The sequence below is a fragment of the Arthrobacter sp. THG-b23 genome (genome assembly GCF_059091265.1).
The window spans coordinates 14,262-31,679 of record NZ_JBNHGM010000003.1; the positions used below are offsets into that span (position 1 = coordinate 14,262).

17 protein-coding genes are annotated in these 17,418 nt (G+C 67.7%); 14 read left to right on the forward strand and 3 right to left on the reverse strand.

What is annotated here, in order from left to right:
* Window positions 1-131 precede the first annotated feature (131 nt).
* The 5 genes from AC5RVD_RS06895 (at window position 132) to AC5RVD_RS06915 (ending at window position 6,018) form a co-directional block, all read left to right on the forward strand.
* Complete coding sequence (locus AC5RVD_RS06895; protein ID WP_494113248.1) at window positions 132-1,304, forward strand: 5-(carboxyamino)imidazole ribonucleotide synthase; 1,173 nt, start codon at window positions 132-134, stop codon at window positions 1,302-1,304.
* Complete coding sequence (purE, locus tag AC5RVD_RS06900; RefSeq protein WP_494113249.1) at window positions 1,301-1,828, forward strand: 5-(carboxyamino)imidazole ribonucleotide mutase; 528 nt, start codon at window positions 1,301-1,303, stop codon at window positions 1,826-1,828. The genes AC5RVD_RS06895 and purE overlap by 4 nt, the downstream gene beginning before the upstream one ends.
* A gap of 52 nt (window positions 1,829-1,880) precedes the next feature.
* Window positions 1,881-3,470, forward strand: coding sequence for an LCP family protein (locus tag AC5RVD_RS06905; RefSeq protein ID WP_494126475.1), 1,590 nt, complete (start codon window positions 1,881-1,883; stop codon window positions 3,468-3,470).
* 236 nt (window positions 3,471-3,706) lie between these two features.
* Window positions 3,707-4,984 (forward strand): mannose-6-phosphate isomerase, class I, encoded by a 1,278-nt coding sequence (gene manA, locus AC5RVD_RS06910; protein ID WP_494126476.1) that lies wholly within the window; start codon window positions 3,707-3,709, stop codon window positions 4,982-4,984.
* Entirely contained in the window at window positions 4,981-6,018 is a 1,038-nt protein-coding gene (locus tag AC5RVD_RS06915; protein WP_494126477.1) for a lipid II:glycine glycyltransferase FemX, read from the forward strand. The genes manA and AC5RVD_RS06915 overlap by 4 nt, the downstream gene beginning before the upstream one ends.
* Before the next feature lie 85 nt (window positions 6,019-6,103).
* Here the strand turns inward: AC5RVD_RS06915 and glpX are convergent, their stop codons facing one another.
* Window positions 6,104-7,093: a class II fructose-bisphosphatase gene (gene glpX, locus AC5RVD_RS06920; protein WP_493988242.1), complete on the reverse strand. Its 990-nt coding sequence runs from the start codon at window positions 7,091-7,093 to the stop codon at window positions 6,104-6,106.
* A gap of 283 nt (window positions 7,094-7,376) precedes the next feature.
* Between glpX and AC5RVD_RS06925 the strand changes: the two genes are divergently transcribed.
* The 5 genes from AC5RVD_RS06925 (at window position 7,377) to AC5RVD_RS06945 (ending at window position 12,075) form a co-directional block, all read left to right on the forward strand.
* Window positions 7,377-7,970, forward strand: a complete 594-nt coding sequence (locus AC5RVD_RS06925; RefSeq protein ID WP_494126478.1) for a DUF4245 domain-containing protein — start codon at window positions 7,377-7,379, stop codon at window positions 7,968-7,970.
* Window positions 7,971-8,031: 61 nt separating this feature from the next.
* Entirely contained in the window at window positions 8,032-8,646 is a 615-nt protein-coding gene (locus AC5RVD_RS06930; RefSeq protein WP_494113254.1) for a carbonic anhydrase, read from the forward strand.
* 125 nt (window positions 8,647-8,771) lie between these two features.
* A complete protein-coding gene (locus tag AC5RVD_RS06935; protein ID WP_494126479.1) occupies window positions 8,772-10,199 on the forward strand; it encodes a class II fumarate hydratase in 1,428 nt (475 codons plus the stop codon).
* A gap of 294 nt (window positions 10,200-10,493) precedes the next feature.
* The gene (locus AC5RVD_RS06940) at window positions 10,494-11,801 is read left to right on the forward strand and encodes a S8 family serine peptidase (protein WP_494126480.1); all 1,308 of its coding nucleotides are present in this window, start codon (window positions 10,494-10,496) and stop codon (window positions 11,799-11,801) included.
* A 43-nt stretch (window positions 11,802-11,844) separates the two neighbouring features.
* Window positions 11,845-12,075 (forward strand): hypothetical protein, encoded by a 231-nt coding sequence (locus AC5RVD_RS06945; protein ID WP_494113257.1) that lies wholly within the window; start codon window positions 11,845-11,847, stop codon window positions 12,073-12,075.
* Window positions 12,076-12,077: 2 nt separating this feature from the next.
* On the opposite strand, the gene AC5RVD_RS06950 is transcribed toward AC5RVD_RS06945, so the two are convergent.
* A complete protein-coding gene (locus AC5RVD_RS06950; RefSeq protein WP_494113258.1) occupies window positions 12,078-12,548 on the reverse strand; it encodes an NUDIX hydrolase in 471 nt (156 codons plus the stop codon).
* A gap of 9 nt (window positions 12,549-12,557) precedes the next feature.
* Window positions 12,558-13,064: a prepilin peptidase gene (locus AC5RVD_RS06955; protein WP_494126481.1), complete on the reverse strand. Its 507-nt coding sequence runs from the start codon at window positions 13,062-13,064 to the stop codon at window positions 12,558-12,560.
* 57 nt (window positions 13,065-13,121) lie between these two features.
* Between AC5RVD_RS06955 and AC5RVD_RS06960 the strand changes: the two genes are divergently transcribed.
* From AC5RVD_RS06960 to AC5RVD_RS06975, 4 genes are all read left to right on the forward strand, one after another.
* On the forward strand, window positions 13,122-13,910 hold the full coding sequence (locus AC5RVD_RS06960; RefSeq protein ID WP_494126482.1) for a hypothetical protein: 789 nt from the start codon (window positions 13,122-13,124) through the stop codon (window positions 13,908-13,910).
* A gap of 393 nt (window positions 13,911-14,303) precedes the next feature.
* Window positions 14,304-15,203, forward strand: a complete 900-nt coding sequence (locus AC5RVD_RS06965) for an AfsR/SARP family transcriptional regulator (protein WP_494126483.1) — start codon at window positions 14,304-14,306, stop codon at window positions 15,201-15,203.
* A 101-nt stretch (window positions 15,204-15,304) separates the two neighbouring features.
* Window positions 15,305-15,967 carry a response regulator transcription factor gene (locus tag AC5RVD_RS06970; RefSeq protein WP_494126484.1) on the forward strand — a complete coding sequence of 221 codons (663 nt, stop codon included), beginning with the start codon at window positions 15,305-15,307 and terminating at the stop codon, window positions 15,965-15,967.
* A complete protein-coding gene (locus tag AC5RVD_RS06975; RefSeq protein WP_494126485.1) occupies window positions 15,957-17,321 on the forward strand; it encodes a sensor histidine kinase in 1,365 nt (454 codons plus the stop codon). The genes AC5RVD_RS06970 and AC5RVD_RS06975 overlap by 11 nt, the downstream gene beginning before the upstream one ends.
* The last annotated feature ends 97 nt before the right edge of the window (window positions 17,322-17,418 follow it).

The following is a 17,418-nucleotide window of genomic DNA, read 5'->3' on the forward strand; positions in this document are numbered from 1 at the left end:
TTTCGCTCGGATGCCGGAGCAGTGCCGGCCGACGCACTATTGTATTGCTCCAGTCTGGGCGTTACCTAGGACGTCCCCGCCGCGGGAAGCGCAATGCCGCTCGTCCGGGGCCTGTTCGGTACCCTGACTAGGTGAGTTTTCCAGTGATCGGCGTAGTGGGCGGCGGCCAGCTTGCCCGAATGATGGCACCGTGTGCGGTAGAGCTCGGCTTTGAACTGCGTGTTCTGGCCGAGGCTGCCGATGTTTCGGCGGTCCCGGCGGTGGCCACCGCACCGGTGGGCGACTACCGCGACCTGCAGGCGCTGCGCGAATTCGCGCAGGGCCTGGACGTGATGACCTTCGACCATGAGCATGTCCCCACCGAACATCTGCAGGCCTTGATTGCGGAAGGCGTCAACGTGCAGCCGCAGCCGGATGCGCTGATCCATGCGCAGGACAAGCTGGTCATGCGGGCGGTGGTGGACAAGCTGGGGCTGCCAAACCCGGCATGGGCGTCTGTCTCCGGAGTCGACGAGCTGGTTGCCTTCGGCGGCAAGATCGGCTGGCCGGTGGTGCTGAAAACGCCGCGGGGAGGCTACGACGGCAAGGGAGTGCGGATCATCCGCGACGCGGCGGCAGCCGTCGAAGCGGCCGATTGGTTCACCGGCGGCGCGCTGCTGGTGGAAGAAAAAGTTGAGTTCAGCCGGGAGCTCTCGGCGCTGGTAGCCAGGACTCCCTCCGGCGAAGCGCGGGCCTGGCCGGTGGTGCACACCATCCAGGTCAACGGCGTCTGTGACGAAGTGATCGCGCCGGCGCAGGAGCTGCCGGAGGACGTCGCCGAGGCTGCCCAGCAGGCGGCGCTTCGGCTGGCCGACGAGCTGGGCGTGACCGGCGTGATGGCCGCCGAGTTGTTCGCCACCCCGGGACGCGGAGCAGGCTTCGTGATCAACGAACTGGCCATGCGTCCGCACAACACCGGCCATTGGACCCAGGACGGGTCGGTCACCAGCCAGTTCGAGCAGCACCTGCGGGCGGTCCTGGATCTGCCGCTGGGCGATACGTCCCTGCTCGGCGGCGTCGTCGTCATGAAGAACTATCTGGGCGGCGCAAATACGGATCTGTTCTCGGCCTACCCGCGCGCGCTGGCGGCCGAACCGTCCGTCAAGCTGCACGGCTACGGCAAGTCGGTCCGTCCCGGCCGGAAGATCGGCCATGTCAATGTGGTGGGCCGCGATGCGTCCCAGGTCGAGGAACTGCGGCGGCGCGCAAACCGTGTGGCGGCGATTGTCCGTGACGGCGTGGACCCCCAGGAAGGCAAACCATGAACAACAAGCCGGTAGTCGGGGTCGTGATGGGGTCGGATTCCGACTGGCCCGTCATGGAGGCCGCCGCACAGGCGCTGGAGGAATTCGGCGTCCCCTACGAGGCCGACGTCGTCTCCGCGCACCGCATGCCGGAAGACATGATCGGTTACGGCCGCGACGCGCACTCCCGGGGGCTGCGGATCATCATCGCCGGCGCCGGCGGTGCCGCGCACCTGCCCGGCATGCTCGCCTCCGTGACCCCGCTGCCGGTGATCGGGGTGCCGGTGCCCCTGAAGTACCTGGACGGCATGGACTCCCTGCTCTCCATCGTGCAGATGCCCGCCGGCGTACCGGTGGCCACCGTGTCCATCGGCGGAGCCCGCAATGCCGGCCTGCTGGCCGTGCGGATGCTGGCAGCCGGCGGCGACGACTTGGCCGCACGGCTGCAGCCGGCCCTGCTGGAGTTCGCTTCCGGCCTGCGCCAGGCCGCCTACGACAAAGGAGCCGCGCTGCGTGCACGCGTAGCCGGCTCCGGCGAGGCCTAGGAAGGTGGGTCCCCAGCCGCCCAGGCGGGCGTCGGGGTCTTCGGCGCGCGGGGTGACCGATCCGGTCCGCTACCCCCAGCACGCTCCGGCACCGGTGCGCACCAAGCGCGCCTTCGTCCTGCTGCTGCTGACCCTGCTCGTCCCGGGCAGCGCCCAGATCGTGGCCGGGGACCGCAGGCTGGGCCGGCGCGCCCTGGCGGTGACGCTGCTGGCCTGGGCCGCCATCCTGGCCGCGGCCGTCATGGCCCTGGTGAACTGGCCGCTGCTGGTGAACCTGGCGACCGACCGATGGGGTTCGCTGGCCCTGATTGTGGTGCTGGCGGCGCTGGCGCTGTTCTGGGCGTTCCTGTTTTTGAACACCCTGCGCATCATCAGGCCAAACCTGCTGGCCCCGGGAGCCAAGCCGGCGGTGGCGGTGACGCTCGTTGCCCTGATGGTGCTCACCAGCGGCAGCCTGGGCTACGCCGCCTACCTGCTCAACGTGAGCCGCAACGCCTTCAGCAGCATCTTCGAAACCCGGCCCGCATTCGACCCGGTAGACGGCCGCTACAATTTCCTGCTGATGGGCGGCGACGCCGGTGCCGGACGGGTCGGGCTGCGGCCGGACAGCATCCAGGTGGTCAGCGTCGACGCGAAGACCGGCCAGACCGTCATGTTCGGCATCCCGCGCAACTTCCAAAACGCCCCGTTCCCGGCAGACTCTCCGATGCGCGAGGTCTACCCGGAAGGCTTCAGCTGCGGTGACGAGTGCATCATCAACGCCCTCTACGTCGACGTGGAGCAAAACCACGCCGACCGTTACCCGGATGCCAAGAACCCGGGCGCGGAAGCCATGAAGGACGCCGTGAGCGGGATCCTGGGCATCGAGATCCAGGCGTATGCCCTCGTGGACATGGACGGCTTCGAAGCCCTGGTGGACGCGATGGGCGGCATCACGGTGAACGCCGGCGGCTGGGTGCCCATCTCCAACAGGACCATCCCCGGCACCAATCAGCACTACCCGCCGAAGGGCTGGATCGCCCCGGGCGTCCAAGAGCTCGACGGCTACCACGCCCTCTGGTACGCCCGCTCCCGCGAATTCGCCACCGACTATGACCGCGTCCAGCGCCAGCAGTGCGTGATGTCCGCGATGGTCAAGCAGCTGGACCCGGCAACGGTGCTGACCCGCTTCCAGCAGTTGGCCGAAGCCGGCGAACAGGTCGTTGAAACGGACATTCCCAGTTCCCAGCTGGGCAGCTTCGTCTCGCTGGCGCTGAAGGCCAAAGACCAAAAGGTGAAGCGCCTGACCATCGGACCGCCGGACTTCGGCACCGCGGCGGAGAACTTCGTCACCTACCCGGACTTCTCCGTGATCCATCCCCGTGTTCAGGAGATGTTCACCCAGGAAGAGCAGACTGGGCAGAAAGATCCCAAGGACGACGGCGACGACGACGGCGGCCCGGGTGCCGGCGGCGGAGAAACCACCGCCGGCGAGGGCGGGGCCGGCCCGGCGGACGAGCCGGCACCGGAACCTGCCGACGCCCCGGAGGCGCCGGCGGAGCCACAGATCACCGCGGAGTACCTCCAGCAGCTGGCCGAGATTGGCGATACGGCTACGCTCGGTGCCCTGGTGGCCAACAACGGCAAGTGCTCGGTCCCCTGATCCCGCTGCGGGAGGACCCGGGTTTCACGGGGGCTGCAGGACCCGGTCCCGCGGCTCAAGCGCCCGGGTGTGGTGACGGCACCGGGTCCGCTCCGCCTGCGCCCGGATACTTCGCTCCGACCTGATGTTGCGCTCGTCCGGCGGCCTCCGCCCGGTCCGGTGCGGACGGGCGGCATGCTGCTTCGGCGCGGGGTCTGAGAGGATCGTTTGGAACAAGGACGAGGAAGAGGCTTCACATGTATCGGTTGACGAATGTACTGCGTCCCTATGCCTGGGGTTCGACGACGGCGATTGCCGAGCTGTTCGGGCGGGAACCGTCCGGCGGGCCGGAAGCCGAACTCTGGATCGGCGCGCACCCCGACTCCCCGTCAAAGGTGCAGCTGGCCAGCGGTGAACGGCCGCTCGACGAGTTCATCAAGGAGAATCCCGGCGCCGCCCTGGGCGAGACGGTCCTGGGCATGTTCGGTGCCACGCTGCCGTTCCTGACCAAGGTCCTGGCCGCCGATTCCGCGTTGTCGCTTCAGGTCCATCCCACGCTTGAGCAGGCGCGCTTGGGGTTCGCCGCGGAGAACGCCGCCGGCATCTCCTTCAACGACCCGCAGCGCAGCTACCGGGATGACAACCACAAGCCGGAGATGATTTTCGCGCTCAGCGACTTCCAGGCGCTGTGCGGCTTCCGTCCCCCGCGCGATGCGGCGCGGCTGCTGGCCGGGCTGAAACCACGGCTGGCAGACGCCGGGGCGGCCGTGGACCTTTTGGACGAGGTGCTGGAACTGCTGGACGGCGGCGACGAGGAATCGGCCCTGCGCGGTGCTTTCGTGTCGCTGCTCGACGGCGGAGAGCGCTCCGCCCGGCTCGCCGCGGACACGGCCCGCATGCTGGCGGCGGCGCCGGCCGGCAGCCTGGGCAGCGAATACGCAGCAGTCGCCCGCCTGGGCGAACTCTATCCGGGCGATCCCGGCGCGTTGATCTCGCTGCTGCTGAACCTGGTGGTCCTCTCCCCCGGCCAGGCACTGTGCCTGCCGGCCGGAAACATCCACGCCTACCTGCAGGGCGTCGGGGTGGAGGTCATGGCGACCTCGGACAACGTGCTGCGCGGCGGCCTCACCCCGAAGTACATCAACGTGCCGGAACTGGTGAAGATTACCGACTTCCGGCCGATCGCCCCGCCCATGGTGCAACGGATCATGACGGATGCCGGCCAGGAACTCTACTGCCCGCCCTTTGCCGAGTTCCAACTCCAGCGCATCGAACTGGCCGACGGCGGCAGCCCGGTACCGCTGGCCCAGCACGGTCCCGCGATCGTGCTGGCGGTGTCCGGGAGCGTGCTGCTGGACTCCCCGAAGTCCGACCTGACCCTTGGCCGCGGCGAGGCGGCGTTCATCCCGGACACCGAACAACCGGTGAACGTCCATCCGGCCGGCGACACCGGAACGGGTGCCGTGTTGTTCGCGGTCACCACCTCGGGCAGCACACATGAATTCGACCAACAACGAACGGGAGCCACACTTTGACCGCTTCGATCCTGCAGTCCGCGCCGTGGGCGGACTTTCAACGCAGCCTGGGCAAACAGGTTTTCGAACGCAGCGGTGACGGCTGGGCCTTCCAGGCCATCGCGGAAAAGACGCCGTTGGGCCGGTTCCTGTACGTTCCGTACGGCCCGGCGGCGGACGATAACGCCGCCCTGATCCGCGCGCTGGCCGCCCTGCGCTCCCTGGCCGCGGAAGAGCGCGCCCACTACGTGCGGATCGAACCGGTCGGCACTGACCTCGGCCAGCGGCCGCAGGCGGCGCTGCAGTCGCTGGGCCTGGTCAAGGCACCGGTGGACGTCCAGCCGAAACTGACCTGGATGCTGGACCTGAGCCAGCCGGAAGAGGACCTGCTGGCCGGCATGCGCAGCACCAGCCGTAACCTGTACCGCAATATCCACAAGAAGGGCGTCACGTTCGATGTCTCCGCCGACCCGGACGACATCGGCATCCTGCTGGGTTTCCTGCACGACGTCTCCGAGCGCGCGGATTTCAAGGCCCAGTCCGACGACTACCTGCGGCACGCCGCCCGGACCCTGGTGCCGGCCGGCGCGGCCAAACTCTTCATCGCCCGGTTGGACGGGCAGCCCATCGCGGCCGCGCTGTCCTACGACACGGCGACCACACGGGTGTATGCGCACGCCGCCGCGGACGACGCCCACCGAAAGCTCAACGCCGGGATTCCGCTGGTGGTGACCATGATGATGGACGCCCGCGCCGCCGGCATCCGCCACTTCGACATGTGGGGCGTCAGTCCCGAGGACGAGCCCGACCACCCGTGGGCCGGTTTCTCCCGGTTCAAGCGTTCCTTCGGCGGCTACGAGGTCAGCTATCCGGGCAGCTGGGACCTGCCCGTCAACCAGCTCATGTACCGGGCCTACCTGCTCTCGCGCTCGGCCCGCGAGGCGGTTACCCCCGCCGTGCACAAGGTCCGCACCTCGGTGCTGCCCGCGGCCGGCAAGGCGCGCAACGCCGTCGGCCCGGCCTTGCGGAAACTGCGCGGCAAGCTCCCCCGCTGACCGCCCACGGATTGGCAGGGAACGAAGAAACGAAAACCCCGCACCGGCGCAGGCCGGCGCGGGGTTTTCCTGTCCTTGCGGGTGGCTAGAGCTTCCGCTCGAAGCGGTCCCACTTGTATTCCTGGTGCTCGCCCTCGACGAAGCGGATCGTGCCGGACTTGGAGCGCATCACGATCGACTGCGTCAAAACCTTGTGGTTCTTGTAGCGGACTCCGCGCAGCAGGTCGCCGTCAGTGATGCCGGTGGCCACGAAGAAGCAGTTGTCGCTGGTGACCAGGTCATCGGTGGTCAGCACTCGGTCCAGGTCGTGGCCGGCGTCGATGGCCTTCTGCTTTTCCTCGTCGGTGGTCGGCCAGAGCCGGCCCTGAATCACGCCGCCCAGGGACTTGATGGCGCAGGCCGTCACGATGCCCTCCGGGGTGCCGCCGATGCCCATCAGGACGTCGACGTCGGTGCCTTCGCGGGCGGCCGCGATACCGCCGGCAACGTCGCCGTCCATGATGAACTTGGTGCGCGCGCCGGCGGCGCGGATCTCCTCGACGTACGGCTTGTGCCGGTCGCGGTCCAGGATCATCACGTTGATCTGGTTAATCTTCTTGTTCTTGGCCTTCGCGATCAGGTGCAGGTTCTGCTTGATGGGCAGCCGCAGGTCCACCAGGTCTGCGGCTTCGGGGCCGGTGACCAGCTTCTCCATGTAGAACACGGCCGAGGGGTCGAACATGGTGCCGCGCTCGGAGACGGCCAGCACGGAGAGCGCGTTGTTGATGCCCAGCGCCGTCAGCCGGGTGCCGTCGATCGGATCCACGGCGACGTCGCACTCTGCACCGGTGCCGTCGCCCACCTTTTCGCCGTTGAACAGCATCGGGGCCTCGTCCTTTTCGCCCTCGCCGATCACGACCACCCCGTTGAAGCTGACGGTGGACAGGAACGCGCGCATGGCGTCCACAGCCGCGCCGTCGGCGGCGTTCTTGTCCCCGTAGCCGACCCAGTGGCCGCCGGCGATGGCCGCGGCTTCGGTGACGCGCACCAGTTCCAGCGCCAGGTTTCGGTCCGGCTCGTTGTCGCCGACACGCATCGACGGCGGGAAGTTGGAAAAGGGGTCAGCCTGGGCTTCTTGGGACACTTCGACCTCATCTTCGAGTAGCTCTTCAGACAGCACCGGCTGCGGTGCCGTGACGGATGCATCCGCGGTGCGGACATCTTCCATTGCTTTCGATCATAGTCGTCAGCACGCCGGGAGCCAGCGTGCGGGCCGCTCCGCCTGCCCGCACGCTGGCTCCCGGCGTGCGGGCCGCTCCGCCTGCCCGCTCGCGCGGGGGCGTGTGCGCACAACGGCGGGGATCTGAGATCATGGGACAGTGAGTGAAGCGCGTCCCGAAGAATCGTCTGAGTTGCCTGTCAAGCCGGTGTTGACGGCGAAGCAGGCCAACCGTGCGAAGGCGCCGGTGGTCGGCATGCTGATGGCCGTGGGGCTCTCCCTGGCCGTGCTGCTTCCGGTGATGTTCCTGAACCCGGGCAGCAAGCCCGGAGTCTACGAACGTAATATTGACGTGCCCGGGGTGGCCTTGCAGGCCGAATCCACGGCGGGTTACCGGCCGCTCGCCGTTGACCTCCCGGAGGGCTGGACGGCCAACTACGCCCGGTGGAATACCGGGGGCACCGCCCAGGTGGCAGCCTGGGAAGTCGGCTACATCACCCCCGGCGAGGAGTACATCGGACTCATCCAGACCGACAAGGCCAATCCCACCTGGATCGGCCAGGCGACCGACAACGCGCCGGTCACCGGGGACCGCGAGGCGGGTGCCACCTGGGAGCTGCGCGACGCCGGCGCGGGCGAGCGCAGCCTCGTGCTGGAGCACGGCGGCTTCACCGTCATCCTCACCGGCACGGCGGAGCTGGACGAATTCGATGTCCTGGCCACCGCCGTCGTCGAAGAACTGGACAGCAAGTAACCCCGCCCCGACACGGTAACGGGTGCGCGGGACGGGCCCCGCGAAGCAGTAAGGTTGCTTCGTGCCCACCTCACTGACTCCCGCCCAGGCCTGGCAAAAACTCATCGACGGCAACGCCCGCTTCGTGGCAGGCGAGTCCGTCCACCCGAACCAGGACGCCGCGCGGCGCAGTTCACTGGTCAACGAACAGCATCCGTTCGCCATCATCTTCGGCTGTTCCGACTCGCGGCTGGCTGCCGAAATCATTTTCGACCTGGGACTGGGCGATGCCTTCGTGGTCCGCACCGCCGGCCATGTCCTCGGAGACGCGGTGATCGGTTCGCTCGAGTACGGCGTGGATGTGCTCAACGTTCCGCTGATTGTCATCCTGGGCCACGACAGCTGCGGCGCCGTGACGGCCGCAAAGAACACGATAGACACCGGCGAAATGCCGCGCGGCGGCCTGCGCGACCTCGTGGAGCGGATCACGCCGTCGGTGTTGGCTGCCCGGCGTGCCGGCCTCGACGACCTCAACGACATGGTGATCGAAAACGTGCGGCAATCCTCCGAACGCCTGCTGGACAGTTCGCGGGCCATCTCGGAGGCGGTCGAGGCCGGCCGCACGGCCGTCGTCGGCGTCGCCTACCGGCTGGCGGACGGCCGCGCCGAGCTCGTTGCAGGGCACGGAGCGCTCTAGCCGCGCACGGGGCAGGACAGGTCCTGCCCGGGGGCTGCAGGCGCCGACGCCGCACCGCCGGGTAGGCCGCCGCCGGGCCGCAACACAATTCGGAACCGGTGCGCGGCAGGCATAAGCTTGGAGCCATGACTTCTGCTGATTCTGCTGAATACCGCATCGAACACGACACCATGGGCGAGGTCCGCGTTCCGGTCAACGCCCTCTACCGTGCCCAGACCCAGCGCGCCGTCGAGAACTTCCCGATCTCCGGCAAGACGCTGGAGCGCGCCCACATCGAGGCCCTGGCCCGGATCAAGAAGGCTGCCGCCACCGCCAACGCCGAACTGGGCGTGCTGGACGGCGAGCTGGCCAAGGCCATCGCCGCGGCAGCCGACGAAGTAGCCACGGGCAAGTACGACGGCGACTTCCCGATCGACGTCTTCCAGACCGGTTCCGGCACCTCGTCGAACATGAACACCAACGAGGTCCTGGCGGAGCTGGCCACCCGCGCGCTGAAGGCAGCCGGCAGCGACAAGACGGTCCACCCGAACGACCACGTCAACGCCTCGCAGTCCTCCAATGACGTCTTCCCGACGTCGGTGCACGTGGCCGCCACCTCGGCCCTGATCAACGAGCTGATCCCCGCGCTGGACTACCTGGCCGCTTCGCTGGAGCGCAAGGCCGAGGAGTTCAAGGATGTGGTGAAGTCCGGCCGCACCCACCTGATGGACGCGACGCCGGTCACCCTCGGACAGGAATTCGGCGGCTATGCCGCACAGGTGCGCTACGGCATCGAACGCATCGAAGCATCGCTGCCGCGCGTGGCCGAGGTTCCGCTGGGCGGCACCGCCGTCGGCACCGGCATCAACACCCCGGCCGGCTTCCCGCAGCGCGTCATCGAACTGCTGGCCGCCGACACCGGCTTGCCGCTGACGGAGGCCCGCAACCACTTCGAGGCCCAGGCCAACCGCGACGGCCTGATCGAAGCCTCCGGGCAGCTGCGCAACATTGCCTACGCGTTCATGAAGATCAACAACGACCTGCGCTGGATGGGCTCGGGCCCGAACACCGGCCTGGGCGAAATCGCCATCCCCGACCTGCAGCCGGGATCCTCGATCATGCCCGGCAAGGTCAACCCGGTGATCTGCGAGGCAGCGATCATGGTTGCCGCCCAGGTCGTCGGCAACGACACCACGATCGCCTTGTCCTCCACCAACGGTGCCTTTGAGCTGAACGTCGGCATTCCGGTGATGGCCGCCAACCTGCTCGAGTCCATCCGCCTGCTGGCCAACACCTCGCGCGTGATGGCGGACAAGATGATCGACGGGCTGACCGCCAACGTGGAGCGTGCCCGCTTCCTGGCCGAGGCCTCCCCCTCGATCGTGACCCCGCTGAACAAGTACATCGGCTACGAAAACGCCGCCAAGATCGCCAAGCATTCGGTCCAGGAAGGCCTGACCGTGCGCGAGTCCGTCATCGCCCTTGGCTTCCTGGAGCGCGGCGAACTGACCGAAGAGCAGCTGGATTCTGCGCTGGACGTGCTCTCGATGACCGTGCCGCCGCAGGCCAAGTAGCAGACACGTCCCCGGCGGACCATGGAGGGCGCTTCTGCTTCGGCGGGCGCGCCCTTCGGTGTCCGGCGGGCCCGCCGCCGGCCCGTCGCACCGGCGCCGGATGTGCGGCAGGACCGAGCCCGCCCGCTATTTTTGCCCCCGACTGGCTGAAACGATTGCCTACAGCTTGAACCGTCGGCCGCCGGGGCTAGGATGATGCGCACACGTCCCCGCGGACTGCGGGTGAACGGCCCCTCCCGGGCCGCCGCCCGGGCCCATCGGGGACCTAAGCGGAAGAGTGTCCAGGAGGTCTCCGTGATTGGCGATTCGCAGCCCCCGTCCCTGGCGACGGCCGACTATTCCCTGCCTGGGCATCCGAAGACCACCGGACGCTATATCGTCGTCTTCTACGGCCCGGCCGATGAATGTGCCGGGATCCTGGCCGACGCCGCCGGCCTGTCGGATGTCGCGGACAGCCGCGATTTCGGCACCCGGGGAGTGGATCCGGACTCGGCCTCCGGCGCCGACGCAACGGTCTTTGCAAACCTGGGCATCGCCGTCGTCGCTGCCGACCCGGACCAGATCAGTTCGCTCCAGGTCAGTTCCGCTGCCCGGCACCGTGTCCTCTCGGTCTCGCCGGAACTCATCCACGATGTGCTGGGCGTCGAGGACTATGCTGCCGGCTACCGCGACGGCGTGACCGACCTGTCCGGCCGGCTCGCCGCGGGCCGGCACGAACGCCGCGAAGCGGGTCCCGCGCCGGCGGGTTTCGCCGACAACACCAATTTCACGTGGGGGCAGCAGGCCACCAGGGCCGTCTCGTCGCCCTATTCCGGGCAAGGGGTGCGCGTCGCCGTGCTGGACACGGGCTTCGATGAAGCGCATCCCGATTTCGCCGGACGCAGCATCACCAGCGCCTCCTTCATTGCCGGCGAGCCGCCCCACGACGGACACGGCCACGGCACGCACTGCATCGGGACCGCGTGCGGCCCCAAGGCCCCCGGCACCGGTCCGCGCTACGGCGTGGCCCACGAAGCGGAAATCTTCGCCGGGAAGGTGCTCAGCAACGCCGGTTCCGGGACCGACGCCGGCATCCTCGCCGGGATCGACTGGGCCGTGGGCAACGGATGTGCCGTCATCTCCATGTCGTTGGGAGCCGACGTGGCACAAATCCACCCGCCCTACACGGCGGCCGGGAGCCGGGCGCTGGAACAGGGTTCCCTGATCATCGCCGCCGCGGGAAACAACGCCGACCGCCGGAAGGGCGAGTTCGGGTTCGTCGGCGCCCCGGCGAACAGCCCGTTCATCATGGGGGTAGCCGCGCTGGACCAGGCCCTGGAGGTCGCGTTCTTTTCCGCCCGGAGCCTTCCGCTGCGCGGCGGGCAGGTGGACTGCGCCGGCCCCGGATTCCAGGTGTACTCGTCCTGGCCGATGCCGAAGCGGTACAACACTATCAGCGGAACCAGCATGGCGACGCCCCACGCCGCCGGCGTGGCGGCCCTGTGGGCAGAGGCCACCGGCCGGCGTGGCCTGGAGCTGTGGGCCACCCTGGTCCAGGAGGCGGAGCGGTTGCCCGTGCCCTCCGTCGATGTCGGGGCAGGGCTGGTGCTTTCCCCGCAGTGACCTGCCTTCCCCCGGGAGGGTGCCGCGGACCTATCATGGGGGTATGCAGATCACCGTGACGGTGCGCCACGACTACCTCTCCGATACCGGGCGGATCGCCGAACAGTTGGCGGCCGGCGGCATGCAGGTGGAGAACGTGCTGTCCACCTTGGGCATGATTACCGGTTCACTGCCGGAGGGACAGCGTGCGGCGGTTGCCGGAATCGAGGGCGTCGAGTCCGTGGACGAAGACCGGCAGTACGTCCTGCCGCCTCCCGACTCGGACATCCAATAGGCTCAGCGGACAAACTCCGGGACTCCCCCGGCCCGCAGGGCCGCCTTCAGCCGGTCGCGATGATGGTCGGTCAGTTCCGGCAGCTCGTCCAGTCCGAACCAGCCGACCTCGGACGACTCATCGTCGTTGACCCGGGCTTCGCCGCCCACCTGCCGACACCGGAAGTTCAGCGTCAGGAACTGGGCCCGGTCTCCATTGACGAACTCCATCGGACCGCCCGCGTAAACCTCGGCCAGGTGCTCGACCTCGGCAACGACGCCTGTTTCTTCCAACACCTCGCGCACCACGCCTTCGGCGGGCTGCTCCCCCGGGTCCAGGATGCCGGTGATCAGCGTCCACCGCCCGTTGTCGGCGCGGCGGCCCAGCAAGACGCGGTTCCGCTCATCCAGCACCACGGCAGTGACGCCGGGGAGCCAGAGCAGGTCGTGGCCGATTTTGTCGCGCAACCGGAGGATGAAATCGGGAGTAGGCATGACCCTAGGCTACGTGGGCAGCAGCAGCGCCACCCACGTGCCGGCAATCATGAACGGCCCGAACGGAATGTCGCTGCGCAGCGATCCGCGCCGCAGCACCACCAGCAGCACACCGTACGCCCCGCCCAGCAGGAACGCCGCGAACGTCCCCAACAGCACCTGTTCAAACCCCAGATAACCCAGGTACATCCCCAGCACTCCGGCCAGTTTCACGTCGCCGAACCCCATGCCGGCTGGATAAATGAACCGGACGGCGAAATAAAAAACCCAGAGCAGTGCGCCGCCGGCCGGCACATGCCAGAACATGCCGGCGTCGTAGCCTCCCAGAGAGGCGGCAATCAGCAGCACCCCGGACACCGCGTAGGCCGGAAAAATGATGCGGTTCGGCAGTCGGTGTGTGCGCAGGTCGATCCAGCTCAGCCGGGCTCCGATCACCAGCAGATAGCCGCCGGCGGCCAAAAGCATCCAGAACGCGAATGCGCGGCCGGGCCACAGCAGCGCCAGTTGCTCGACCATGGACCCAACCTACTGCACCCCCCCTGATCCCCGGGAGCCGGCGGCTACACTGTGGATATGAACGGCGGGAGCGTGCTCAAAACCGGCGACGCCGCCGGCAATGCGGAGATCTTCAGGTGCCTCTGCCGCTCTTCTCCCTGGAAGTGGGAATCGCTGCGGTTCGAGCTCCGCGCCGTCCAGGCCGAGGCACTGGAGCCGGACGCTTCCGGCGGCATGCTGCGTGCGTGGACCCGGCGCCCCGGCGCGCTTCGGGTCGAGACGGCCGACGGCCGGCTGCTGTACAGCACCACCGGCATCAACGACTCCCGGGATGGTTTCTACGTCAGCGCGACACGCAAGTCGTGGCTGTTGCCGCCGCATCTGGTCACGCCGGTGTTCAACGACATCCACCTGGTGCGCCGCCGGCCCGAGGCCGCCTACGGTGAGCCGGTCTTCGGCAACGGGCGCTGGTCCGCAATGCTGGATCCGGTTGAGCTGGCCGGCAGCGCGCCGGTGGCATATGAGGCGCCCTTCGCCAACCCCGTGGAAATCCATGAACTGCGCGAGGTCGAGCACCAGGGCCGCCGGGCGCTGGAGGCGGTCGTTTCGCCCAACCAAACGTACGCACCGTACGACGCCGGCCATCCGCTGCTTCCCGCGGGCCGCACCGAGGTGCGGGTCGACTGGCGGACCGGGGTTTGTGTCTCCGCGGTAGCAATGGACGGGCCTCAGCAGGGCGGCGGTCACTCGTTGACCATCCTCGGGGTGGACGAATACATGCTCGACGACCTGTTCCTGGAAGTCAGTATGAACCTCACCGATGTGCGGGAGCACATTCCTTGGCCCCTACGCCCGCACCCCGCCTGAGGGCCCCGGCGCGGCAGCCCCGCGCCGCAGCCCGGCGCCGCACACCGGCGCCGACAGGTCCGGCCGTCCGGCCGGGGCGGGACACGCGACCGGGCCCTGGCGTTGAGGGGTGACGCCAGGGCCCGGCGCCGTGCGCCCGGCCGACCTGCCGCGCTGAGCCGGAGGCCTCGGGATCACGAGTCCAGAGTCCCCATTCATCCTTGGAAAAAACCGAGTGCTCTCCCCGCCCCCTCAAATTAGGGGTGTTGGCTCCCCCACGCGAGGCTGTCCCGCCGGCACGTAGTCAACGCACGATGGTGGTGCACTCAATGGGGAGGGTGCGTGCTACGAGGGGGAATCGTGGAGCAATTGAGTGGACGGGCCATGCCCGTGGCTGTGCAAATGATCGGAAACTTGAGGATCCGTCGCGGCGGGGACTTGTTGACCGCCGACAAGCTGGGCGGACCAAAGCCGCGCCAGGTGCTGGAGATCTTGTTACTGCACGTAGGTTCGCCCATGTCGAAGGACCGGCTGGTGCACATGTTGTGGGGCGGCCGGGCTCCGGGCGAAGCACTGGCCACCTTGGAGAGCTATGTCAGCATCCTGCGGCGCAACCTGCAGCCGGGCTGCGCAAAGTCGGGACCGCTGCGCACCGCCAACGGTGGTTACATGATCGACCGGGACATGGTCGACGTCGATCTGCACCGGTTCCAAGCCCTGGTGCGGGCCGCCGAGTTTGCCGAACCGTGGAGGGCGTACCCTCTGCTGGCCGAGGCGCTGTCGCTCGCCACTGAACCGCTGCTGGGCCACGAATTGACTCCCGATTGGGCGGAAGATGCCCGGTCGAGCCATGCGGAAATGGTGCAGCACGCCCAACAGTTGGCTGCGGAGGCCGCGCTGGCCTTGCGGCGGCCCGATGACGCCGTGCTCTGGGCGCAGCGCTGCGTTGCTGCTTCTCCGCTGAATGAAGCGGCGTGGACAGTCCTGATCCGGGGCCTGGAGCTGGGCGGACGGCATGCGGACGGGTTGCAGGCCTACGAACGGTGCCGGCGATTGTTCGGCCGCGACCTCGGTTGTGCACCCGGCCCGGCCCTTCAGGAGATCTATGTGCGGCTGCTGAAGGCCACCGCCGACGCGCAGTCCGGCCTGTCGGAAGTCCTGGCGGCGCTGCTGGTGCTCAACGAACGGCTGGACCCGCCCGCAGCGAGGCACCGGAAAGAACAATTTATGGCTGATGTTGACGCGGAACCCCGCTATATGGCGGCGGGAGACATCGTCAGCTCTTTCTTGCGCAAAGCGCTGACGGCCAGCTGAGAGCGGGGGACCCTGCCGGCCCGGTGTGTACTTCCAGGTGCGTACCGTGCATACTCGAGGTGGGGTCAAGTCCTTCGTGTCTTGAGTTGGGGAACTGGAGAATGAGCTCTTTGGGGGAGCAAAAACTACGCATCGCCGTCGTAGATGACCACACGACTTTCGCGGAGTTGCTGTCTGATGCCCTGAATCGGGAATCGGATCTGGTCAACGTGGGCAGCGCCGCCGGCGTGACGGAGGCGGTTGCCCTGTGCCGCCGGTCCCGGCCCGACGTGGTGATCATGGATTACCATTTGCCCGACGGTGATGGACTCAGCGCCGCGGAGCAGATCCTGCAGGCTGCCCCGGAGACGCGGATCATCTTGTTGACCGGTAACCCGTCGCTGAATGTACTCGCGCGCGCCGCCGCATCGGGTCTTTCCGGTTTCCTGCCCAAAGACGGCTCCCTGTCGACACTGCTCGAAACGATCCGGCACGCCAGGAGCGGCAGCATGGCTGTCCATCCGTCCGCGCTCACCCGATGTGCCACCGCTCCGCCGGCGCAGGCAGCGGACCGACCGGCGCTGACGAAACGCGAGCATCAGGTACTGGCTCTCATGGCAGCAGGCCACGATGTGCGAACGAATTCCCGGAGGCTGGGCATTTCCCAGCACACTTGTCGGGGATACGTGAAGTCGATTCTTGCCAAGCTCGGCGCACATTCGCAGCTGGAAGCCGTCGCCACCGCCCAGCGGCTGGAACTGCTGGGCGGCGGGTATGGTCGTTGAGTTCGCCGCGCGGTGCCGGCGCAGCATCCTCGCTGAATCACCCTCCGAGCCCCGCCGCCGGAAGCCCTCGGAAATGCAGGCGGCCCTGCGCCGCTTCGCGCTGTCCGGGCTTGCGGCACTGATCATCGTCACGGTGCCCGTGATCATGGTTGCCCGCTCGCTGGCTGCCGACCAGGCACTCCTCCACACCGCCGAACACACGGAACAAATAGTCGACCACGAATTCGCCCAGGACGTCACGGATGCGGTGATTGCGGGCATTCCGCAGGCCTTGGCCGAGTTGGACAGCGAAGTGGACCCAATGATTGACGACGGCCACATTTTGCGGGTCAAGGTCTGGGACTTCGACGGCACGATTGTGTATTCGGACGTCGATGAGCTCATCGGGCGGCAGTTCGACCTGCCGGCTCATCTCCTGGTCCAGCTGCAGGGGGATGCACCTGTCAGCCTCGTGGAAGATCCAGCGGACGACGACAATATCTTCGAGACGGGCCAGACTCAGCTGGTCAACGTTTATGTGCGTGCACAGGCCGGCAACGGACATGACTACATCTTCGAGCTGTCTTATCCGCCGGATGAAATCAACCGCATGCAGGATGAGATGCTGGGCATCCTGCCTGTCATCTTGATCGCGTTGGCCGTGCTGCAGATGCTCCAGCTTGAACCGGCAATCCGAATGGCGCGCCGTATGCGGAAAGATGGTGAAATCCGGCGAGGACTGCTGCAACGATCAATGGCGGCATCCGAACAAGAACGCCAACGTCTGGCCCAGACCCTTCATGACGGCGTCATCCAAGAGCTGGCCGGGCTGGCCTACAGTCTGGAATCACGCGAACAGCAACAGACTGCTTCGGACAGCACCTTTCATGCGCTGGCCAAAAATGTTGTGCAGGGCAGTATCCGTAACTTGCGCCGGATCACGCTGACGCTGTATCCGCCGGACCTGTCGGCTGAGGGCTTGCCGGCTGCGCTCGACGGATTGGGTGTTCTGGTCCGCCAACGCGGAGCCGACTGGCAATTGGACATTGACTTCCCGGAGCCCACCGCTCTCGCCTCCCCCGAGCTGCTCTACCGCGCAGCGCGTGAAGCCGTCACCAATGCATCCAAGCATGCGTCCGCCCGTCTGGTCAGAGTTTCGTTGAGGCAATCCAGCACTGCTGTGGTGCTGGAGGTGGTCGACGACGGCGTCGGCTTTACTCCTGACGCGGCCAGGCGGGCCGACCACCTCGGCCTCCGGATCATGCGCGACACCGTCAGGGAAGCCGGCGGTACGCTGCAGGTTGAATCGGCCCCGGGTGCCGGCACCAGGATCGTCATCGCCTTTCCTTCCGGAAGTAGTCTCGACCGCGCCTGACCAGGCTCCCCCAGCGGTGGCCCAGGTGCTGTAACGGCGGCAATTGACCGGCCGTAACCGGCGGGAAGCGGGCCGCGCTGCGGCAGCCCGCTTCCCT